This window comes from Citrobacter sp. wls757 (assembly GCF_005280935.1).
GTDB classification, from domain to species: domain Bacteria; phylum Pseudomonadota; class Gammaproteobacteria; order Enterobacterales; family Enterobacteriaceae; genus Citrobacter; species Citrobacter portucalensis.
Genome location: NZ_SZWU01000015.1, coordinates 52395 through 74894, shown reverse-complemented (window position 1 = coordinate 74894; position 22500 = coordinate 52395). Strand labels below are relative to the sequence as shown.

Sequence of the window (22500 nt, the reverse complement as noted above, 5' to 3'; positions counted from 1 at the left end):
AGGCGTGGTGCGACAGCACCCGCCAATTAATCGTGCGCCAGCGGCCTGCCACTGCGGCAGATAATCCGCCAGCTGCGCACAATGCTCACCGTGATGATGCCAGGTTTTGCTCACCGCATTGTACTGCTCGCCCGAGTTCGGATACACCACCAGCGGCAGCGCCGTTAAGCCGTGTAAATGCTGCAACGCAGCGGTGGTGTTTTCCAGCGCAATACAGTTAATGCCTAGCGCCACCACCTGCGGATAACCCGCCAGCAACGCAACCACGTCACGCAGCGGCGTACCGTCGCTCAGGTGCTCGCTGTCGCGCAGGGTAAATGAGAACCATGCCCGCGCACGCGGATATGCGGTCAACAGCTCAGCCAACGCCTCAATCTCGGCGAAATTCGGCAGGGTTTCGCAGGCCAGCAGATCGGCCCCGGCATCCAGCAAGGCTTCCACGCGCGGGCGATGAAACGCCTGAAATGCCTCAACGCTACAATGATAATCGCCACGGTATTCAGAGCCATCCGCCAGATACGCGCCGTAAGGCCCGACGGATCCCGCCACCAGAAGCGTTCCCGCCTGCGGGTTCTCTGCCAGATACGCTTCACGGGCTTTACGAGCCAGCTCCACGCTTTTGCCAATCAGCGCTTTCGACTGCGATTCATCCAGACCTCGCGCGGCGAAGCCCGCCGGCGTCGCCTGATAGCTGGCAGTGATCGCGCATTGCGCCCCCGCCCGGTAGTAATCAAGATGCACTTCGCGGATAAGCTCCGGGTTTTCTACCAGCACTTTGGCTGACCACAGGCTGTCGGCTAAGTTACACCCTCGCGCTTCCAGCTCCGTCGCCATCGCGCCATCCAGCAGCAGGATATCCTGTTTATCAAGGAGAGCGCGTAACGGATTATTCTGCGACATGTTCTGGCTCCTGTTTTGCGTTTCGGGGTTGAGTAAGGAAATAAGCACCATAGCACAACGCAACAAACGGTAACCCGCACCACAACGCAATTCTCTGCGCTGGATCGAATGCCAGCCCTACACAGGCCACCAGGCACAGCACAAAACCTAATACTGGCACCAGCGGATACCACGGCGCGCGATAATGTAATTCACTCAATGCCTTACCTTGTTGCAGATGACGGCGACGAAAAACAAAATGCGAGGCGCAGATACTCAGCCACACCGCTACCACCGCAAACCCGGAGATTGCCGACAGCGCAACAAATACCGTGTCCGGGGCCACCACGCTGGAAAACAGCGCCAGCACACCACCGAGCATACTGACCGACAGCGCCGTCAGTGGAACGCCGTTTTTCGTTACTCGCGCAAAACAGGCCGGTAGCGTACGTTCATTCGACAGCGACCACAGCATGCGCCCGGAGGCATATAACCCGGAGTTCGCTGCAGAAAGAATAGCAGTCAGGATCACGAAGTTAAAAATATCAGCGGCGTACGGGATCCCTACTTTCTCAAACACCAGCACAAACGGGCTTTTCTCCACGCCCGCCTGCTGCATCGGGATCAGCGCCGCCAGCACAAACACGGTGCCGATAAAGAAAATAATCAGTCGCGCGATGGTAGTACGAATCGCTACCGGGATAACTTTGCGCGGGTTTTCCGTTTCACCGGCGGCAATGCCGATAAGCTCGGTACCCGAAAAAGCAAAGTTCACTGCAACCATAGTCATCAGAATCGGTAAGCCACCGTGCGGGAACCAGCCTTCCGCCGTGATATTACTCAGCCCCGGCGCGGGCGAGCCATCCTGCATCGGAATAAAGCCGAAAATCGCCGCCCCACCGAGGATGATAAAGGCGATGATAGTGACCACCTTGACCAGGGAGAACCAGAACTCCCCTTCGGCAAAAAAGCGCGTGGAGATAACATTCAGACCAAAAATAATCGCGCAGAACACCACGCACCAGACCCATACCGGCACCTGTGGAAACCAGTACTGCATACAGAATCCGGCGGCGGTAAAGCTCGAACCCAGCGCCACGGTCCAGGTCAGCCAGTAGAGCCAGGCCACGGTATACCCGGTAGCCGGACCAAGATAGCGCGCGGCATAAACGTGAAACGCCCCGGTCTCCGGCATCGCGACCGACAGCTCGCCCAGACACTGCATAACCAGCCAGACCACCAGCGCGCCAATCAGATAGGCCAGCAGCGTTCCCGCCGCTCCAGTGGTGGAGATGATGTACCCGGTATTGAAGAATAATCCTGTGCCAATCACGCCGCCCAAGGAAAGCATAATCAGGTGACGCGTTTTCATTGTGCGCTTCAGTGGCGCATTTTGTTGTGTTGTTTTCATATAACCTTCTAAACGTATGGACATCTAAACATCCAAAGAAGGTTTGTTATACCGCGTTTGTTAACAGAATGCAAAGTCAACCCTGCACCAGACGCAGATGACCGCGTCGGGCGCTTAATAGCGGGTGGGGATTAATAATCAGATACAAAAAGGGCCGCCAGCTCATAACGCCTCCGTTGCCATGTTTTATCTAAACTTTGGCAACACAGTTGACTGACGGCGTTCACCCGGAAGTAGGAACCAAATCTCCCCACTCCCACATCCGGATGAATGCTTAAGCACCGCTGGCCGGGATCGGCATCTGCGATTTGCGGCTCATCAGAATAAATACCGCCAGGCCTGCCAGCAAAATGCCCGGCGCAGAAGCCGCCATCACCCCTACCGTTCCGGTACCGAGCGCTAACATTTTCCCTGCCAGCAGCGGGCCGCTCATCGCCCCCAGACGCCCGACTGCGACGGCGGTGCCCACACCTGTGGCGCGGATCTGCGTGCTGTAAAACAGCGGCGCCAGCGCATACAACACGCTTTGCCCGCCGGTGGCGAACATCCCGGCCACAAATCCCGCCATTAGCATGCCGCTCAATGACGACACCGTACCCAGCGCCAGCAGTGAAGCCAACATCCCGGTGTAGATCAGCAGCGACATCACCACCGGGCGCAGTTTATCCATTAACGCCCCGAGAATTAACGTGCCGCTGGCCGCGCCAATTTGCAGAGCAAACATTACGCCTGCCGCCTGCGATGGTCGAAAGCCCTGCTCCACCAGCAGCATCGGCAGCCAGTTGATCAGCATATACACCACCAGCAGGGTGAAGAAATAGCACAACCACAGCAGCAGCGTGGCACTCGCCGTCGCTGGCGCAAACAGGGCACGCAGCGGTGCGGCGGCCACTTGCGTTTGTTGGGTATAAACCTGTGATTCCGGCAGCCAGCGCATCAACAGCGGCACCAGCAACAGCGGGATCACCCCGCCTACCCAGAACACCGTTTGCCAGGCGGAGGCCAGACCGCTAAACCCAAGCGCCGCCGCCAGCGCCGCGCCAATCGGCACGCCGCAGTACATCAGGCTCACTGCCGTACCGCGAAAACGCGGGCCCGCCGCCTCGGAGGTCAGCGCGATCAGATTCGGCAACGCCGCGCCCAGCCCGACACCGGTCATCAGACGGGCAAAAACCAGCGATGAGAAATCCCAGGAAATCGCCGTCGCCAGCGAGAACAGGCCGAACAGCGCCACAGAGGCAATGAGAATACGCTTGCGGCCGTAGCGGTCAGCCAGCATGCCACCCACCAGCGCGCCGGGCAGCAGCCCGAGAATGCCCGCACTGAAGATCCAGCCCATCTGCATTTTATCCAGCGCAAACGCGTGGGCGATACCGACGGCAGCGATACCGGCGGCCTGTAAATCCAGCCCTTCCATCAGGGCAACTAAAAAGCAAAGCCCAACGGTCAACGTCAGGCGGTAAGATGCGGGGGTACGGGTCGTCATAAGATGTCCCTCTGAGGTCACGATGCAGGTGAATCGCGGCTGATACGTTGCCAGCCGCGTAATCATTTTTATTTGCGGTTGCGCAGGTCCAGCGCTACGTCGACGATCATATCTTCCTGGCCACCCACCATCCGACGTTTGCCCAGTTCCACCAGAATATCTACTGCGCTCAGGTCATAACGTGCTGCCGCCACTTCGCAATGACGCAGGAAGCTGGAGTACACCCCGGCATAGCCCAGCGCCAGCGTTTCACGATCCACCCGCACCGGGCGGTCTTGTAGTGGGCGCACTAAATCGTCGGCGGCGTCCATCAGTGCGTAGAGATCGGTGCCGTGCTGCCAACCAAGCTTATCCGCAGCGGCGATAAATACCTCCAATGGCGCGTTGCCCGCGCCTGCGCCCATCCCGGCCAGGCTGGCGTCGATACGGTCACACCCTTCTTCTACCGCGGCAATGGAGTTCGCCACCCCAAGACTCAGGTTGTGATGCGCATGCATTCCGGTTTCTGTTTCCGGCTTCAGCACCGCTTTCAGTGCGCGGAAGCGGGCGCGAATATCGCTCATGTTCATTGCGCCGCCGGAATCGACCACATAAATACAGGTCGCGCCGTAGTTTTCCATCAGCTTCGCCTGCTGTGCCAGGTTCTCCGGTGTGGTCATATGGCTCATCATCAGAAAGCCGACGGTATCCATGCCAAGCTCACGCGCATACTGAATATGCTGGGCCGACACATCCGCTTCAGTGCAGTGGGTCGCCACGCGCACTACCCGTGCGCCGGCCTGATATGCATTTTTCAGGTCATGAATAGTGCCGATACCCGGCAGCAACAGCGTGGCAATTTTGGCATGCTTCACCACGTCCGCCGCCGCTTCAATCCACTCCAGGTCGCTGTGCGCACCAAAGCCGTAGTTAAAGCTGGAACCTTGTAAACCGTCGCCGTGGGCCACTTCAATAGAATCAACCCGTGCGTCGTCCAGCGCTTTGGCTATCTGGCGCACATTCCCCAGCGAATATTGATGCCGAATGGCGTGCATACCGTCGCGCAGGGTCACGTCAGAGATATAGATTTTTTTACCGTTCATGCTGCTTCTCCTGCCTGACGAGCGAGGGACTGCGCCATCTTCTCAGCGGTCGCCAGCGCGCTGGAGGTCATAATGTCGAGGTTGCCCGCGTAGGCTGGTAAATAGTGCGCCGCGCCTTCCACTTCCAGATACACCGCGGTTTTCAGCCCAGAGAACTGGCCGATACCCGGCAGATTCACCGGTTTATCCTCCGAGATGACTTCAAACTGGACACGCTGTTTCAGGCGATAGCCCGGCACGTAGGCCTGCACCGCCGCCGCCATCTCATTAATCGACGCTTCAACTTCAACCTCAGAGGCCGCTTCGCTCAGCACATACACCGTGTCACGCATCATCAGCGGCGGCTCGGCCGGGTTAAGGACAATAATGGCTTTGCCTTTTGCCGCGCCGCCGACCACTTCAATCGCCTTCGAGGTAGTTTCGGTAAACTCGTCGATATTGGCGCGGGTACCCGGCCCCGCCGATTTACTGGCGATCGAGGCGATAATCTCGGCGTAATGGACTTTTGCCACGCGAGAAACTGCCGCCACCATTGGGATGGTTGCCTGTCCGCCGCAGGTCACCATATTGACGTTCTGCTGATCAACGTTGGCTGCCAGATTCACCACCGGCACGCAGTAAGGACCGATTGCCGCGGGCGTCAGGTCGATCAGGCGGATGCCTGGTTTAACGGCACGTAGCGCGGCGTCGTTCTTCACATGCGCGCCTGCGCTGGTGGCGTCAAACACAATGTCGATATCGGCGAATTCCGGCATGGCGATAAGCCCTGTCACCCCTTCATGGGTGGTGGCAACGCCCATGCGTCGGGCACGCGCCAGGCCATCAGATTCTGGATCGATACCGACCATCACCGCCATTTCCAGATGCACGCCGTGACGCAAAATTTTTATCATCAAATCGGTACCGATGTTGCCGGAGCCGATAATGGCGACTTTACGCTTACTCATGACTGACTTCCTTTTGTAACCGCCGCTGAAAAGGTGGCGGCGACTGAACCAATACCGTCGATATGGGCTTCGAAACGATCGCCCGCATTCACCGCCACCATCGGGCCTAACGCTCCGGTGAGAATAATGTCTCCCGCACGCAGCGGCTCGCCGAGGCTGGCCATTTTGCGCGCTAGCCAGACGGCGGCGTTGATCGGATGTCCCAGGCATTCGCTGCCGCGCCCGCTGGAGACCTCTTCGTTGTTGCGCGTCATTTTCATCGCGCAGTTTTTCAGATCTAATCCTGCCGGACGCTGTGCCGGACCGCCGACCACATACACGCCACAGGAGGCGTTATCCGCCACGGTATCAACAAATTTGATCGACCAGTCGCGGATACGGCTGCCGACCACTTCCAGCGCGGGAAGTACCCACTCTATGGCGTTGTAAAGCTCGTCAAAAGTGGTGTCGGTATTGGGCAGATCGCGGTTCAGCACCAGCGCAATTTCGGCTTCAATACGCGGTTGCAGCACACGGGAAAACGGGATGGTTTCGTTATCGCCATAACACATATCAGCAAACAGCGTACCGAAGTCCGGTTGATCGACACCCAGCTGCTGCTGCACTTTCGGGTGCGTCAGCCCCACTTTGCGCCCGACCACGCGACGCCCGCGCGCCACGTCGTACTGTACGTTGATGCGCTGAATGGCGTAGGCCGCTTCGGCGTTATCCACACCAATCAATTCACGCAGCGGGGCGATGGCTTCCCCTTTTTCTTCAGCCTGACGTAAATCGGCGGCTAGCTGCTCAAGATTACGATTCGTCATGTCCGTTCCTTAAGGGCGTGCGAGGAAGTTCAGCACCAGTTGGTTAAAGGCATCCGCATGTTCCCACTGCGCCCAGTGCCCGCAGTCGCGGTAGATATGCAGCTCAGAACCGGCAATTCCGGAGAGCAGGCGCAGACCGGTATCCATCGGTACAAAGCGGTCATTGCGTCCCCAGACAATCAGAGTCTGAGCTTTGATTTCACCCAGACGCGGGCTGAAATCCGGGAACTGTTTCGGGTTGGCCTCCAGACTCTGGACAAAGTTTTCCAGGTGATCGCGACGCGACAGCATGTTATTCAGGCGCGCCTCAAACAACGCCTCGGTCAGGTCGCTGGTGTCGAAGACAAAGATCTCCATCATCAGCTTCAGGTTCTCGATGGTCGGCTCACGATACAGCTGATTCAGGCGCTTGATACCTTCGGTCGGCATCGGGGTAAACAGGCTCATGCCGCCCGTTCCGCCGCCCATTAATACCAGTTTGCCCACGCGCTCCGGCCAGCTCAGGGTAAACGCCACAGCACTGTGACCGCCCATCGAGTTACCCAGCAGGTGGACTGTTTGAATATCCAACTGATCGACCACGCTTTTCAGGATGCGGGCGTTGAGATCGGATCGCGAACCGCGGTTAACGATCCCATCGCTTTTGCCCCAGCCAGGACAATCCAACAGGATCACCCGGTATCCGGCCTGTACCAGCGGATCGATATTGCGGCTGAAGTTTGCCCAGCCCGTCGCGCCAGGACCGGATCCGTGCAGCAGCACGACGGTCTCTTCGCCCTGCCCACAGTCATTGAAATGCACGCGTAGGGTTTCGCCTGCTTCCTGCACCTCCAGAAAACGACTGGTAGCGGCTTCGGTTTGCGGTTGGTAAGTCATGATGTTCTCCTGCATATTCAGTTCTGTTTTAGTTCTGCGTAGTGGCGCTCAGGGAGCCGAATCCGGCGATCCACTCCGGGATCGGGCGGTAATAACGGCCTTCGCTGCGCCAGTTGCCAAAAGCAGAAATAGCGGCGAAGGCGGCAACCCAGGTTTTCACTTCGTGCGTTGATTTGCCCGCCATCGCGGACAGCTCTTCGTTACTGACCGCGTCCAGCTCCTGCAAACGCCCCTGCTCAAGCAGGGACATAAAACGGTTATCCCAGACAGGGTTAAGCGGGTGTAGCGTGTTTTGATCGACCACAAACTTCTCGGCGGCGCTGATCACCCGCTGCTGGCGCAGCTCGCGCTCGTTTTCAGGTAACTGTTTGCCGCTGCCGAGCAGGCGGTCACGCATATGGGCATCAGCCTTCGCCAGCTCCGGTACCGGCGGCTGATGCGACAGACCACCGGAGCCTAAAAACAGCACGCGCTTATTCAGCGAGCTGGCGAAACGGCCAATCGCTTCACCGAGCATGCGGGTACGCTGAAAGCCCGGCAGCGGCGTGGCGACACCGTTAATAAACACTGGCAGCACCGGCACCTTATCTAGGCCGCCGAGCAAAAACTCCAGCGGCTGCGCGAAGCCATGATCGACCTGCATGTTGTAGGACACGGCGAGATCGATACCGCTTTTCATTACCGCGTGGGCGCAGGCTTCAGCCAGATCTGTCGGCACCGGTAATTCCCCCGCCGCACTACCAAAATCGCCGATCGCTGTAGCTCCAACGCCTAAACAGAACGGCGGCATCACGTCGTAGAAAAATCCGTTGTAGTGATCGGGGGCAAACAGCACGACCAGTTCAGGTTCGAACGCCGCAATACGTGCCCGAGCACTGGCGATCACGCCGTTAACCTCGTCGAGCACAGCCTGTGCCGGGTCGACATAGCCCACCAGCGGCGAGTGGGAAAGACAGTGAAGATAAGCGTGCATATCAGGCAACCTTTTCAACAGGAATGTCGGCAGTAGCGCGAGTGAGCGTCATCACCGACGCCAGTTTATTCAGGGTGCTGCCCAGGGTTTGCGGAATGGCAATGGCGGCCACGAAGCGGTCCGGGCGCATTACCACCAGCGCAGCGTTGTGCTGGGCAAACCACGCGCGCAGGCGGTTTTGCGTATCGCCAATGCGGGTAACGCCGTCGTGGTTATCCTGATCGGTATGTATCTGCGTATCCGGCACGACCTGGATAAAACGCGTCCCCAGCGCCTGCCACTGTTGGATCTGCGCCTCGCTCATGCCCCATAGTGGGTTACAGCCCCAGCCAATCACCGCGAAATTCGGTCCGATGACGTTGTCGAGCAACGTCACTTCGCCCGATTCCAGCGTCACCTTCGGCTGGATAAACATCTTGCCGACCGGTGAAGTTTTCGCGTCGCCTTCACGCACCAGCGCCCCGGCGTGGTACTGCGGCATCGGCTTAAACCGCATTTCAAGGAAGTAACGTTTGACCGGCGGAATATAGTTCAACAGCCAGGAAACCCCATCGCGTACCGCGCCGTGCCAGCGTTTGGGCGGCGCAAGTACGTTGCCAGCGGTCACGGAGAGGTCGATCATCGCTTTGGCGTGGTCGCGGCGTTCCTGCTGGTAGGTATCCAACAGCGCATCGTCGGCTTTACCGTTAATCACCAGCGCCAGTTTCCATGCCAGGTTGAAAGCATCGCGCATGCCGCTGTTGTATCCCTGACCCTGCCAGACCGGCATAATGTGCGCCGCATCGCCCGCCAGCAGCACGCGGTCAATACGAAAACGTTCGGCCAGACGAGCATTATGGGTATACACGCGCTGGCGGATCAGCTCGACGTTGTCCGGGTTCGGCAGCACTTTGCTCAGTAACTGGCGCATATTCTGCGGCTCGCTAAGCTGCGCTTCGGTTTCCCCCGGCATAACCATAAACTCAAAACGGCGCACCGCGTGCGGCAGCGCGGCAGAGACATACGGGCGCACCGGATCGCAGCACAAATACACATGCGGCGTGCTGAGCGGATCGTTGGCGATATCCACCACAATCCACTGATTCGGCGCGGTTTTACCTTCAAACGGCACGTTCAGAGAACGTCTGACGTTGCTGCCGCCGCCGTCGCAGGCCACCAGCCACTGGGCCTTCACCGTTTCACGTTGACCGTCTGGCGCTTTCAGATTTAGCGTCACTTCGCCGTTTTGTTGGCTGAAGGCCTCCAGTTCGCGGGAGAACAGGCAGCGCACGTTGGGAAAACGCGACAACCCTTCCAACATCACCGCGTCCACCTGCGGCTGAATAAAAGCATTGCGGCGCGACCAGCCAAATTCGTCGGTCATCGGCTGGATATCAGCAAAACAGCGGCCTTTCGGGGTAAGAAAGCGCATCGCGTGCCACGGCGTGGTGTGCGGCAAAACGTTCTCGACCAGCCCCACAGACTGCATAGTACGCAGCGCTTCATCATCAATGCCGATGGCGCGAGGATAGTCGATCAGCGTGTCGAGCTTCTCCACTACCAACACCTCAATGCCCATCTGCCCAAGATAGTTGGCCATCATCAGCCCTACCGGACCAGCACCGGCAATCGCCACCTGCGCGGTATGCTGCACAGCGGGTTGGATATCCGGGTTTTTTGTTGTCATTTCAGAACCTCACGACTCGGACAAAACGCAATTGCGGACCCTGGTGAGGCGCAATTTGTTTTGTTAAAAATATGTGAATAATTTTTTGTTGTGCGGTCAGTATAGAAGCGAGTTTTTGCGCTACAATCAAAACATGCCAGGATGTGCACTAAGTGCACAACGTTGTTTTACCTGTAGATTTGTCAATGAATATGAAAAATGACGAGAGCACTGAGTACAAAACCGTACGCGGATTAACGCGCGGATTAATGTTATTAAATATGTTAAACCGGCTCGATGGTGGGGCCAGTGTTGGCTTGCTTGCTGAGTTAAGCGGCCTGCATCGCACCACGGTCAGACGGCTGCTGGAAACCCTGCAGGATGAGGGTTACGTCCGGCGCAGCCTGTCCGATGACAGCTTTCGCTTAACCATTAAAGTCCGCCAGCTCAGCGAGGGGTTTCGTGACGAGCAGTGGATTTCTGCACTCGCCGCCCCGCTGCTGGGAGATTTGCTGCGCGAGGTCATCTGGCCGACCGACGTTTCCACGCTGGATGTGGACGCGATGGTGGTACGTGAAACCACCCACCGTTTCAGCCGTCTGTCGTTTCACCGGGCGATGGTAGGGCGTCGTTTGCCACTGCTGAAAACCGCATCCGGCCTGACCTGGCTGGCATTTTGCCCGGAGAATGAACGGCAGGAACTGATTGAAATGCTTGCCTCCCGATCGGGAGAAGAGTTCCAGCTTGCGCGCGAGCCGCTGAAGCTCAATGCCATTTTGACCCGCGTGCGAAAAGACGGTTTTGGGCAGAACTTTCGCGGTTGGGATCAGGAGGAGAAAATCGCTTCTATCGCCGTCCCCATCCGCAGCGAACAGCGGGTGATCGGCTGCCTGAATTTGGTGTATATGGCCAGCGCCATGACCATCGAACAGGCCGCGGAAAAGCATCTTCCTGCCTTACAAAAGGTGGCGAAACAGATAGAGGACGGCGTCGAATCGCAGGAGATTTTGGTTGCCGGGAGGTGAGATGGATCACAGTTATGCGGATCATCTGATTGATAGCTGGCATAACTCACTATCCGGCCGATAAAACTCTGTGACCTCTTGCCCAAAAAATATCTTCATTACATAGTGTGCATTCGTTTTCTGCCAGGAGGCTGCATGTTAAAGGTCATTGCTGAGGATTTCATCAAACCTGAGTATATTGAAACTGTTCTCCCGTTGTATCGTGAGCTAATAGCGGCAACGAAGAAAGAACCGCACTGCATTGCTTACGACCTCTATATTGATGAAAAAGATCCGGGGCATTTTATTTTTATCGAAGAATGGCCAAACCACGCGGCTCTCGATGAACATTGTGCCAGCGAGCATTTCCAGCGACTTGTACCATTAATCGATCAATACACGCGCCAGGAAGCACGTTACATACTGATGGATGACGTGGTAAATCCGGCAGTCTCGTGATAATGAAGAAAGTAGTTGGAATACTGTTAATTATGTTTTTGGCAGAATGCTCAACACCAGGAAAGACAGTCTTTTACTTCCCTGGTCGCTGAGGGCTTAAAGCCTCTTCAAAAGAGGCTTTAAGCTTTGCAACAATGCATCCCACGGATTACAAAACGGAATCATCACTGTTCCAGATATTAAGCGCATTTTTACGAGGCCATTTTCATCGCGGCACCAATAACTGCCATACACATACTGCTCGCAAGTAAAACAATAAACCAATATATATAATTATTAAACTTTGTAAATAACCAGATAAATCTAAGCAATGACAATGCAGCAATAGAAATAGAAGACACAAACATTGTAAATATATAAATACCAGAAATTATCCATCCTGCTTCTTCGTAAATACTCTTCATTGTAAAAATAAGGATAGATAAGTAAAATGCTGATAAAGCAAGCCCGCTCAGAAAATCATAATAATCGATGTATGTGATGTTTTTATCTTTCTGCGGAAGAGCTATAAACTTTTCAAATTTCTCATTGTCTACTCGTGACAAAAACCGATTAATTAGCGGAGTAAACATCACTAAAATCATCACCAAATGAATGAATAGTAAAGAAAGTTTAATTCTGTCATCAACCGATTCATTCTGTGGCCAGATAGATATTATTTCATAATCCATTTTTGCAAGGAGAAAAAAGCAAATGGCCGATGGTATATATTCAGAAGATATAGCTTTCCATATTTTTTTAAAAATCACTTATATTACCCCATTAGTTATACCGGTGAATCACTATTAGTTAACCGCGCTACTAATCTGCAAATAGTTGACGATCATATTTATTTAATACGGATAATATATACCTATTCAGAAACGGATTGCTACCTACTAATTTTATCACTACATACCTGAATCACGTAAATTACACATATCAAAAAAAAACCGAAACCCGCTCCTGAAAAGAGCAGCGTTCCGGTTTTTATTCAGTCCGAAGGGTTTCAGACTTTAAGCAGTTTCACCGTCGCGTCGATGTCGATTTCATCTTCCGAGAAGATCAGCGTCGTGCCCTGGAAGGTAGTGATGGCCAGCTTTTTCAGCGTACGCATTTCACCAGGCTTTACGTCTGATTTCGGTCGGATGCTGTTCATCAGCACGCCGACAGACAGCACAGCATTTTCTTTGTCGATACGGGTCTCTACAGGGACTTCTTCGCTGTAGACCAGGAATGACTTGATCGAAGTGAGCTTCAGACGCTCGCCTGCAATATAGATGTACTTGCTGTCTGGTATGACTTTTACCGCGTAGGCAGACAAGCCTTTGTTGTTGGTGGTGGGCTCAAAAGTCACCGCCGCGTCTTTCTTGATCAGCTCAGGATTAGCAACCTTAATCACATGAAAATAGCGGTTGTCGCCGTTTTCATCTTTGATAAATCCAAAGCCTTTATCTTTAAACCACGTTGTGATTGTTCCGTTCATTGCTGTTTCCGCCTGATTAAACCTATTACTTGTAGAGTATACCTACTCAATTTGCGCGCAGTGTAAAACACAGGCCATGTCTTTGGCTACTCGTTACCCCAACGATTGAGGAACTCCGCAATATCATCGATACGCTGAGCGTCGACAGCTGCCACGGTAGCCATCTCCTGCTGCGCTTCTTCGCTGATCTCTTCGTTGTTCATCAAACGAGTGATCAACTGCTGGAAGTAGTGCGCCAGCGCGTCACGTTCTGTGTCGCTCACCGGCTTTGCGGCCTCGGTCGCGTACTCGTCGGCGATATCATAATATTTTAGCGGAATGTCGTTGTTCATCAGTTGCTCCGGGGTAAATGCGTGTGCCAGCAGTTGCCTGCCGCGTCTGGTGTGAATGATAGCATTCTTATTTCATGGTTCGCGATCTGTTTTATTTGTCACTATGCATTACATATATCAATAATGTTTTCCGGCACAACTTCGCATTTAATAAACCTTTCCGTATTTAAATAATAGCATTCTTATTCAGTTCGATATAATAGCTACTTATTAAATAACGAGCCACCAAGGAAATATTAAATTACTTTAATTCTAATTACATTATCGACATCTGTAATCCGCAGTTGGCCCAATCCCATCGCTAGTCGCCCATTTGCCCACATTCATCTTCTGGACAACACTCTACGATGACACCACTGACCCAACACGTGGAGCAAACACCATGAACATCACGCAAATCCGTCACGCTACGCAGCACATCACTTTTGGTGGCAAAACCTTTCTGATCGACCCTATGCTGGCGGCAAAAGGTACTTATCCGGGCTTTGCCGGTACGGCACGCGCCGAGATCCGCAACCCGACCGTTGATCTGCCTGTCGATATCGACACCCTGCTCAACGTTGATGCGCTGATCGTGACCCATCTGCATGAAGACCACTGGGATGAAGCCGCGGCTCGTGTCGTGCCGAAAGACAAACCGATTTATGTGCAAAACGATCGCGATGCGCAGGTACTGCGGGAACAAGGTTTCACGCAACTGACCGTACTGACGCAAAACACTGCGCTTGGTGATATCACCCTGCGTAAAACCGGCGGCCAGCACGGTTCGGATCGCGCTTACGCAGTCCCGCAAATGGCTGAACGTCTGGGTGATGCCTGCGGAGTTATCTTCCAGCATCCGGCGGAAAAAACGCTGTATCTGGTCGGGGACACCATCTGGCGCGACGAGGTGGAAACCAACATGCGGACTTTCCAGCCAGGCGTGGTCATTCTGAACGCAGGCTTTGCTCACGTTATCGGGTTTGGCCCAATTATCATGGGCGCGGAAGATGTGCTAAAAACCCACTTCACGCTGCCCGAAGCACAAATTGTGGCGACCCACATGGAGGCGATTAACCACTGTCTGCTGACCCGCGCGGCCTTGAAAGAGTACGCCTGCGACAACCAGATTGCGCAATTCGTTAACGTGCCGGAAGATGGCGAAACCCTGACGTTTTAAACTCCACAGAGGACTCGTATGCAACCGCTTAACGTCGCCATTGTTGCCGTGGAAGATTTCAGCCCGTTTCACTTCTCGGTGCCGTGCATTATTTTCAGTGACAAAGTGGCGACGAAAAAGCGTTTTGAGGTGCAACTGTGTGCAGAACAGCCGGGCATCGTTTCCTCGCAGGATGGCTTCTCCATTAACGCAGCCTACGGCTATGAAGCGGTGGAGGCCGCCGACATTGTGGTGATCCCCTGGTGGGGTACCACGGCACATCGGCCACCACAAAGCCTGCTTGATGCGCTCAATCGTGCGCGACAAAACGGCGCGCAGATTGTTGGGTTATGCCTGGGCGCGTTTGTCCTCGGCTACGCCGGTCTGCTGGATGGCAAACGGGCGGCTACGCACTGGGAGTTCGAGCAGGATTTTCAGGCCCGCTTTCCGGCAGCTCATCTGGATATCAACGCGCTGTACGTGGATGACGACGGTATTATTACCTCGGCAGGCACCGCCGCTGCGCTGGATTGCTGCCTGTACGTCATTCGCCAGCGTTTTGGCAGCACGGTGGCGAATCAGATTGCCAGACGGATGATTGTGCCGCCACATCGCGAGGGCGGCCAGGCACAGTTTATCGAGCAACCGGTGGCGAAAAATACCAAAGATCAGCGCATCAACGTCCTGCTCGACTATTTGCGCCAGCATCTCCATGAACCGCATAATCTTGACGAGCTGGCGCAACGGGTGATGATGAGCCGTCGCACCCTCACCCGTCATTTTATGAAGGCCACAGGGTCAAGCGTGGCCGAATGGTTGATTGCCGAGCGCCTGCGCCGTAGCCAGACGTTGCTGGAGTCCAGCCAGTTACCCGTTGAACGCATCGCAGAACAGGTTGGTTTTCAGTCGCCCGTCACCTGGCGCCAGCATTTTAAATCCCACTTTGGCGTTAGCCCGGCTGAATGGCGTAAAACCTTTCGCGGTGATTAGCCTCTTTTTTGCGCCAGCCAGATGGTATGCCCGGTGCAGTGCGGATCTTCCATCACCATCTCGACCACCGCAAAACCGTGTGCTGACAGCAGTGCGCGGTATTCATCCGGCGCGAGGCTGGCGTGAAACAGCGGCTCACCTTCAAATTGCCCCATCGCGATGCCGTTGTCCGTACCGCTGGTAAACATCAGCGCGCTACCGGGATGGCTGAGGCGGTCAAAAATCGGGAACATCTTTTGCTGGTCCTGCTGAGTTAAATGGAAAAAGCTGTCCCAGGCGATCAGTCCATCGAAAGTCTCATTGAGTGCCAACTCGCGCATATCCTGTTCCAGCCAGCGCTGTGCAGGATAAGTGTTTCGGGCCCGCGCCAGCATCGCCGAGGAACCATCAACGCCGGTAAGCTGAAAACCTTGCTGGATAAAATAACCGGCGATCGGCTGACCGTTGCCGCAGCCAATATCCACAATGCTGCCCTGCCCGCCCATCACGGAAATAAATTTATCGAGCCAGCTTTTCTCGAACAAGGTGCGCGAGCGCTGGCTGGCAAAAGCATCCGCATGGCGTCGGTAGATGGACAGAATATTTTTTGCCGCAGAATCGCTCACAATGTCCTCGCTTTTTTCTTCTGTTAGGTATAACAGCGATAAATCTTTCAGCACGCTATCCTCAAACCCTGGAATGCGCCTCGCAGAACCCATGCGCAAATCCCCCAAACCCGTCCCGCTGTGGCATCATAGCGCACAGATAACGTCATGACAGGGGTGATAAACGTGAAACCGGTAACGCTATACGATGTGGCAGACCATGCAGGTGTCTCTTACCAGACCGTCTCTCGCGTCGTGAACCAGGCCAGCCACGTTTCCGCAAAAACCCGACAGAAAGTTGAGGCCGCGATGGCGGAACTCAATTACATTCCTAACCGCGTTGCACAGCAGCTGGCTGGCAAACAGACGCCACTGATTGGCGTTGTGACGGCAAACCTTGCCCTGCATGCCCCCTCACAAATCGTTGCTGCCATAAAATCCCGCGCCGACCAGTCCGGTGCCAGCGTGGTGATCGCCATGGTCGAGCGCAGCGGCGTTGAGTCCTGTAAAACCGCGGTCCACAATCTGCTTTCTCAACGCGTAACCGGGCTTATCATCAACTATCCGCTGGATGAAGAAGATGCCATTGCCGTGGCCGCTGCCTGCGGTACAGTGCCGGTGCTGTTTCTCGATGTCTCTGACTTGACGCCAATTAACAGCGTGATTTTCTCTCATGACGACGGCGCGCGCCTTGGCGTTGAACATCTGGTGCAGCACGGACATCAACGGATCGCCCTGCTGAGCGGGCCGCACACTTCCGTTTCGGCAAGGCTTCGGCATGCGGGCTGGCACAAGTATCTGGCACATTACCAGCTACAACCCGTTGTGGAGCTGGAAGGCGACTGGAGCGCGATGTCTGGTTTTCAGCAAACGATGCACATGCTGAATAACGGTAACCTCCCTACCGCCATGCTGGTCGCTAACGATCAAATGGCGCTGGGCGCGATGCGGGCAATCAGCGAGTTCGGTCTGCGGGTTGCAGTGGATATATCGGTAATTGGCTACGATGACACAGAAGACAGCGCCTGTTACATCCCACCGCTGACCACCATCAGGCAGGATTTTCCGTTGCTGGGTGAAACCAGCGTCGACAGGCTATTGCAACTCCCCCGTGGCGGCTCCAGCGTGGGTAACCAACTGCTTCCCGTCACCCTGGTCAAGCGCAAAACGGTTCTGCCTCCCGATACGCAAACCACCACTCCCCAGGCGCTGGCTGATTCACTGATCCAGCTGGCGCGGCAAGTTTCTCAGCTCACACCCAAATTGTGAACGCATAACAATTGTGTGAGTCAGTTCACTTATTGAACGCCCCATCCTTTACAGCAAGGAGCGCTTGTTCGTATTTTGATTGAAATTGTGAGCGAGTAACAAATTCAAACAGGATACCGTTATGAACCTGAACACAGATTCACTCTCCGCTGTTCTGGCCCGCCGCGACTGGGAGAATCCCGGCGTCACGCAGCTCAACCGGCTGGAAGCACATCCGCCGTTCTGTAGCTGGCGCTCAGCGGATGATGCACGTACCAATCAGCGTTCGAGTCAGTTACGCTCGCTGAATGGCCAGTGGCAATTTGCCTGGTTTGCCGCGCCGGAGGCTGTGCCAGAAAGCTGGCTGACAAGCGATCTGCCACAGACAGACACCGTCAACGTCCCCTCTAACTGGCAGATGGACGGTTATGATGCGCCAATTTACACCAACGTCACCTACCCAATCCCGGTGAATCCTCCGTACGTTCCGGCACAGAACCCGACAGGATGTTACTCGCTCACATTTAATATCGAAGACGCGTGGTTAGAGGAAGGTCAGACGCGCATTATTTTTGACGGCGTGAACTCCGCGTTTCATCTGTGGTGCAACGGTCGCTGGGTCGGCTACGGTCAGGATAGCCGTCTGCCGTCTGAGTTTGATCTTAGCGATTATCTGCTGCGCGGCGAAAACCGTCTGGCTGTGATGGTGCTGCGCTGGAGCGACGGCAGCTATCTGGAAGACCAGGACATGTGGCGCATGAGCGGCATTTTTCGCGATGTCTCCCTGCTGCATAAGCCCACTACGCAAATCCGCGACCTGCGCATTAATACCCGTTTTAATGACGACTTCAGCCGCGCCACGCTGGAAGCGGAAGTCAGAGTGGGTGGCAACGAGAACGAAGATTTACGCGTCACCCTGCAATTGTTGGAAAGTGAAACGCTCACCCACGAAACGACCTCACCGCTCGGCAGCGAGATCATTGATGAACGCGGCGCTTATCATGACCGGGTGACACTGCGTCTGAACGTCGAAAAACCGGCGCTATGGAGTGCCGAAACGCCCAATCTGTATCGCGCCGTTGTGCAGTTACACACCGCAGGCGGAGTACTAATTGAAGCGGAAGCCTGTGACGTTGGTTTTCGTCAGGTTTGTATCGAAAACGGCCTGTTGCTGTTAAACGGCAAGCCGCTGTTGATTCGCGGTACCAACCGCCATGAGCACCATCCGGTCAACGGCCAGGTGATGGATGAGGCGACGATGGTGCAGGACATCATCCTGATGAAGCAGAATAACTTCAACGCCGTGCGCTGTTCCCATTACCCGAACCATCCGCTGTGGTACACCCTGTGCGATCGTTACGGCCTGTATGTAGTCGACGAAGCCAACATTGAAACCCACGGCATGGTGCCGATGAATCGCCTCACCGACAATCCCGCATGGTTGCCTGCCATGAGCCAGCGCGTCACGCGCATGGTGCAGCGCGATCGCAACCACCCGAGCATTATTATCTGGTCACTGGGCAATGAATCCGGCCATGGCGTCAATCACGACGCGCTCTACCGCTGGATAAAATCAGAAGACCCGTCACGTCCGGTGCAGTACGAGGGCGGTGGAGCTGATACTGCCGCCACCGACATTATTTGCCCGATGTACGCCCGCGTCGATCAGGATCAGCCCTTCCCCGCAGTACCCAAATGGTCGATTAAAAAGTGGCTGTCGATGCCCGGCGAACAGCGTCCGCTGATCCTTTGTGAATACGCCCACGCTATGGGCAACAGCTTTGGCGGCTTCGCCAAATACTGGCAAGCGTTCCGTCAGTATCCGCGCCTGCAGGGCGGATTTGTCTGGGACTGGGTGGATCAGTCGCTGACCAAATATGATGAGAACGGCAAAGCATGGTCAGCCTACGGTGGCGATTTTGGCGACACGCCTAACGATCGTCAGTTTTGCATGAACGGGCTGGTGTTCGCCGATCGCACTCCGCATCCGGCGTTATATGAGGCCAAACATGAACAGCAGTTTTTCCAGTTCACGTTACTGCCGGGCGCTGAACGCCAGATTGAAGTGACCAGCGAATATCTGTTCCGCCGCAGCGATAACGAAGTTCTGCACTGGTCGATTGCCCTTGACGGCAACCCGCTGGCCGCCGGAGAAATCGTTCTGGATATCGCCCCACAGGGCCGCCAGGTGATTACCCTGCCGAACGTTCCGATGCCGGACACCGCAGGCGAACTGTGGCTGACGGTGCGCGTAGAGCAGCCTCAGGCGACCGCATGGTCAGAAGCCGGGCATATCAGCGCCTGGCAACAGTGGAAGCTGGAAGAGAAGCTCAGCCTGGTACATCTATCACGCGTCAGCAGCGCACCACAGCTGGATGTTAGTGAGAGCAATTTTACCGTGGTGGCCAACAACACACGCTGGCAATTCGATCGTCAGTCCGGCCTGCTAACACAATACTGGATTAGCGATGAAGCCCAGTTGGTAAGCCCGCTTACTGACCAGTTCACCCGCGCGCCGCTGGACAACGACATCGGCGTGAGCGAGTCAACCCGCATCGACCCTAACGCCTGGGTTGAACGCTGGAAGGCCGCCGGTCACTATCAGGCTGAAGCAACGTTACTGCACTGTGCTGCCGATACGCTGAGCAGTGCGGCACTGATCACCACCGAACATGCGTGGCAGTATCGGGGCGAAACGCTGTTCGTCAGCCGAAAAAGCTATCGTATTGACGGCAATGGTGAAATGCAGATAACGGTGGATGTCGACGTTGCCAGCGGTACGCCGCATCCGGCCCGCATCGGCCTGAGCTGCCAGCTGGCGCAGGTTGCGGAGCGAGTGAACTGGTTAGGTCTCGGCCCGCATGAGAACTACCCGGACCGTCTGGGCGCCGCATGTTTCGATCGCTGGGATCTGTCGCTTGATGAGATGTACACCCCGTATGTTTTCCCGAGCGAAAACGGTCTGCGCTGCGGCACGCGCGAACTGTACTACGGTGCGCACCAGTGGCGCGGAGACTTCCAGTTCAACATCAGCCGCTTTAGCCAGCAGCAACTGATGGAAACCAGCCACCGCCATCTGCTGCAACCTGAGGCGGGCACCTGGCTCAATATTGATGGCTTCCATATGGGCGTCGGCGGCGATGATTCGTGGAGTCCTTCCGTGTCGCCGGAATTCCAGCTGAGCGCCGGACGCTACCACTTCCAGTTCGTCTGGGGCCAAAAATAATAATATAAGCAGGGCAGGTTGATACCTGCCCGCATTTATAGGAAGTCTGTTATGTATTATTTAAAAAACACTAACTTTTGGATGTTTGGCTTTTTCTTCTTCTTTTACTTTTTTATTATGGGTGCGTATTTCCCCTTCTTCCCTATCTGGTTACACGATGTAAACCATATCAGCAAAGGCGATACCGGCATAATCTTCGCCTGCATCTCACTGTTTTCTTTGTTATTTCAGCCAATTTTCGGACTACTATCCGATAAGCTCGGCCTGCGTAAACATCTGCTGTGGGTAATTACCGGCATGCTGGTAATGTTTGCCCCGTTCTTTATTTACGTATTTGGCCCATTATTGCAGGTTAATATTTTACTGGGTTCAATTGTCGGCGGGATTTACCTTGGCTTTATTTACAATGCCGGTGCCCCAGCGATTGAAGCCTATATTGAAAAAGCCAGCCGCAGAAGCAACTTTGAATTTGGTCGCGCGCGCATGTTTGGCTGCGTGGGCTGGGCGCTGTGCGCCTCGATTGCCGGAATTATGTTCACCATCAATAACCAATTCGTCTTCTGGTTAGGCTCTGGCTGTGCGGTCATTCTGGCATTGCTGCTGTTATTTTCAAAAACAGATGCCCCCTCTTCTGCAAAAGTTGCGGATGCGGTAGGCGCCAATAACTCGGCATTCAGCCTGAAGCTGGCGCTGGAGTTATTTAAACAACCAAAACTTTGGTTCCTCTCCCTGTATGTGGTCGGCGTTTCCTGTACTTACGATGTGTTTGACCAGCAGTTCGCCAACTTCTTTACCTCATTCTTTGCCACCGGCGAACAGGGTACCCGCGTGTTTGGCTACGTCACGACGATGGGAGAATTACTCAACGCCTCGATCATGTTCTTTGCACCGCTGATTGTGAACCGAATTGGCGGAAAGAACGCCCTGCTGCTGGCCGGTACGATTATGTCGGTAAGGATTATTGGCTCGTCATTCGCCACCACTGCACTGGAGGTCGTTATTCTCAAAACGCTGCATATGTTTGAGATACCGTTCCTGATCGTCGGCTGCTTCAAGTACATCACCAGCCAGTTCGAAGTACGTTTCTCGGCCACGATTTATCTGGTGTGTTTCTGTTTCTTCAAACAGTTAGCCATGATTTTCATGTCAGTTCTGGCCGGGAAAATGTATGAGAGTATTGGTTTCCAGGGAGCTTATCTGGTGCTGGGGATTATTGCGCTGAGCTTCACGCTGATTTCCGTATTTACCCTTAGCGGTCCGGGGCCCTTTTCCCGCGTTTTCACCCCAGCAAGCAAACAAGTTTGAAAACGAATAACAAGGAGGGAATATCTTCGATGAGCATGTCCATGAGAGACAGAATAAAAGCAGGCAAACTGTATACCGATATGTGCGAGGGCCTGCCGGAAGAGAGATTGCATGGAAAAGAGTTAATGTATGAGTTTAACCACACGCGTCCATCGGAGGTTGAAAAGAGGGAAAGACTGATTCGTGAAATGTTTGGAAGCGTGGGTGAACATACGTGGATTGAACCCCCTATTTATTTCTCATACGGGAGCAATATTCACATTGGCAAAAACTTTTACGCCAATTTTAACTTTACCATTGTGGATGATTACACGGTCACCATTGGCGATAACGTTTTAATTGCACCAAACGTCACGATCTCAGTAACGGGTCATCCTGTTCATCATGAATTAAGAAAATCCGGAGAGATGTTTTCCTTTCCAGTCACCATCGGCAATAACGTATGGATTGGCAGTAATGTGGTGATCAATCCTGGCATAACGATTGGCGATAATTCTGTTATCGGCGCAGGGAGCATAGTCACAAAAGACATTCCGGCAGATGTCGTGGCGGTGGGAGTTCCCTGTCGGGTTCTCAGAACCATTAATGAGCGAGATAGAGAGTTCTATTACCAAAATTATAAAGTAGAGCCGTCAATTTAAGCA

General features: G+C 54.6%; 21 protein-coding genes. 8 read left to right on the top strand and 13 right to left on the bottom strand.

All coding sequences use genetic code 11. The annotated features are described in order from the left end of the window. The 9 genes from mmuM to FDW94_RS02140 all read right to left on the bottom strand — a co-directional run. On the bottom strand, positions 1–900 hold a 900-nt coding region (gene mmuM, locus FDW94_RS02180), incomplete at its 3' end, for a homocysteine S-methyltransferase (RefSeq protein WP_137377178.1). After that, the gene (gene mmuP / locus FDW94_RS02175) at positions 887–2290 is read right to left on the bottom strand and encodes an S-methylmethionine permease (RefSeq protein ID WP_137377070.1); all 1404 of its coding nucleotides are present in this window, start codon (positions 2288–2290) and stop codon (positions 887–889) included. The genes mmuM and mmuP, both read right to left, overlap by 14 nt. A 274-nt stretch (positions 2291–2564) precedes the next feature. Then, positions 2565–3776 (bottom strand): 3-(3-hydroxy-phenyl)propionate transporter MhpT, encoded by a 1212-nt coding sequence (gene mhpT, locus FDW94_RS02170; protein ID WP_020996588.1) that lies wholly within the window; start codon positions 3774–3776, stop codon positions 2565–2567. Between the two features lie 68 nt (positions 3777–3844). Then, positions 3845–4858 carry a 4-hydroxy-2-oxovalerate aldolase gene (mhpE, locus tag FDW94_RS02165; RefSeq protein ID WP_137377069.1) on the bottom strand — a complete coding sequence of 338 codons (1014 nt, stop codon included), beginning with the start codon at positions 4856–4858 and terminating at the stop codon, positions 3845–3847. Beyond that, on the bottom strand, positions 4855–5805 hold the full coding sequence (gene mhpF / locus FDW94_RS02160; RefSeq protein WP_137377068.1) for an acetaldehyde dehydrogenase: 951 nt from the start codon (positions 5803–5805) through the stop codon (positions 4855–4857). Before mhpF ends, mhpE begins: the two co-directional genes overlap by 4 nt. After that, positions 5802–6611, bottom strand: a complete 810-nt coding sequence (gene mhpD / locus FDW94_RS02155) for a 2-keto-4-pentenoate hydratase (RefSeq protein WP_000184938.1) — start codon at positions 6609–6611, stop codon at positions 5802–5804. The genes mhpF and mhpD overlap by 4 nt, the downstream gene beginning before the upstream one ends. Positions 6612–6620: 9 nt before the next feature. Continuing rightward, positions 6621–7487, bottom strand: a complete 867-nt coding sequence (gene mhpC / locus FDW94_RS02150) for a 2-hydroxy-6-oxonona-2,4-dienedioate hydrolase (RefSeq protein WP_137377067.1) — start codon at positions 7485–7487, stop codon at positions 6621–6623. Positions 7488–7515: 28 nt separating this feature from the next. Next, complete coding sequence (gene mhpB / locus FDW94_RS02145; RefSeq protein ID WP_032942486.1) at positions 7516–8460, bottom strand: 2,3-dihydroxyphenylpropionate/2,3-dihydroxicinnamic acid 1,2-dioxygenase; 945 nt, start codon at positions 8458–8460, stop codon at positions 7516–7518. A 1-nt stretch (position 8461) separates the two neighbouring features. Continuing rightward, a complete protein-coding gene (locus FDW94_RS02140; protein ID WP_057067123.1) occupies positions 8462–10126 on the bottom strand; it encodes a bifunctional 3-(3-hydroxy-phenyl)propionate/3-hydroxycinnamic acid hydroxylase in 1665 nt (554 codons plus the stop codon). A 191-nt stretch (positions 10127–10317) separates the two neighbouring features. Here FDW94_RS02140 and FDW94_RS02135 point away from each other — a divergent pair, with 191 nt between their 5' ends. Further along, on the top strand, positions 10318–11130 hold the full coding sequence (locus tag FDW94_RS02135) for a DNA-binding transcriptional regulator (RefSeq protein WP_137377177.1): 813 nt from the start codon (positions 10318–10320) through the stop codon (positions 11128–11130). Positions 11131–11265: 135 nt separating this feature from the next. Beyond that, a complete protein-coding gene (locus tag FDW94_RS02130; RefSeq protein WP_008783873.1) occupies positions 11266–11568 on the top strand; it encodes a putative quinol monooxygenase in 303 nt (100 codons plus the stop codon). Positions 11569–11759: 191 nt separating this feature from the next. On the opposite strand, the gene FDW94_RS02125 is transcribed toward FDW94_RS02130, so the two are convergent. From FDW94_RS02125 to FDW94_RS02115, 3 genes are all read right to left on the bottom strand, one after another. Next, on the bottom strand, positions 11760–12317 hold the full coding sequence (locus tag FDW94_RS02125) for a hypothetical protein (RefSeq protein ID WP_239693729.1): 558 nt from the start codon (positions 12315–12317) through the stop codon (positions 11760–11762). Positions 12318–12556: 239 nt separating this feature from the next. After that, positions 12557–13033: a cold shock domain-containing protein gene (locus FDW94_RS02120; protein WP_003830914.1), complete on the bottom strand. Its 477-nt coding sequence runs from the start codon at positions 13031–13033 to the stop codon at positions 12557–12559. 86 nt (positions 13034–13119) lie between these two features. Next, positions 13120–13365 carry a YmjA family protein gene (locus FDW94_RS02115; protein WP_137377066.1) on the bottom strand — a complete coding sequence of 82 codons (246 nt, stop codon included), beginning with the start codon at positions 13363–13365 and terminating at the stop codon, positions 13120–13122. A gap of 382 nt (positions 13366–13747) precedes the next feature. Between FDW94_RS02115 and FDW94_RS02110 the strand changes: the two genes are divergently transcribed. Both FDW94_RS02110 and FDW94_RS02105 read left to right on the top strand, forming a co-directional pair. Beyond that, a complete protein-coding gene (locus FDW94_RS02110) occupies positions 13748–14524 on the top strand; it encodes an MBL fold metallo-hydrolase (RefSeq protein ID WP_137377065.1) in 777 nt (258 codons plus the stop codon). 18 nt (positions 14525–14542) lie between these two features. Further along, on the top strand, positions 14543–15493 hold the full coding sequence (locus FDW94_RS02105) for a helix-turn-helix domain-containing protein (RefSeq protein WP_137377064.1): 951 nt from the start codon (positions 14543–14545) through the stop codon (positions 15491–15493). On the opposite strand, the gene FDW94_RS02100 is transcribed toward FDW94_RS02105, so the two are convergent. Beyond that, a complete protein-coding gene (locus FDW94_RS02100; RefSeq protein ID WP_137377176.1) occupies positions 15490–16152 on the bottom strand; it encodes a class I SAM-dependent methyltransferase in 663 nt (220 codons plus the stop codon). The genes FDW94_RS02105 and FDW94_RS02100 overlap by 4 nt on opposite strands. A gap of 111 nt (positions 16153–16263) precedes the next feature. Between FDW94_RS02100 and FDW94_RS02095 the strand changes: the two genes are divergently transcribed. The 4 genes from FDW94_RS02095 (at position 16264) to lacA (ending at position 22497) form a co-directional block, all read left to right on the top strand. After that, positions 16264–17346 (top strand): LacI family DNA-binding transcriptional regulator, encoded by a 1083-nt coding sequence (locus FDW94_RS02095; protein ID WP_137377175.1) that lies wholly within the window; start codon positions 16264–16266, stop codon positions 17344–17346. Between the two features lie 121 nt (positions 17347–17467). Further along, positions 17468–20551, top strand: coding sequence for a beta-galactosidase (locus FDW94_RS02090; RefSeq protein WP_137377063.1), 3084 nt, complete (start codon positions 17468–17470; stop codon positions 20549–20551). 51 nt (positions 20552–20602) lie between these two features. Further along, on the top strand, positions 20603–21856 hold the full coding sequence (locus FDW94_RS02085) for an MFS transporter (RefSeq protein ID WP_111466016.1): 1254 nt from the start codon (positions 20603–20605) through the stop codon (positions 21854–21856). A 29-nt stretch (positions 21857–21885) separates the two neighbouring features. Continuing rightward, a complete protein-coding gene (lacA, locus tag FDW94_RS02080) occupies positions 21886–22497 on the top strand; it encodes a galactoside O-acetyltransferase (protein WP_128612096.1) in 612 nt (203 codons plus the stop codon). Positions 22498–22500 lie beyond the last annotated feature (3 nt).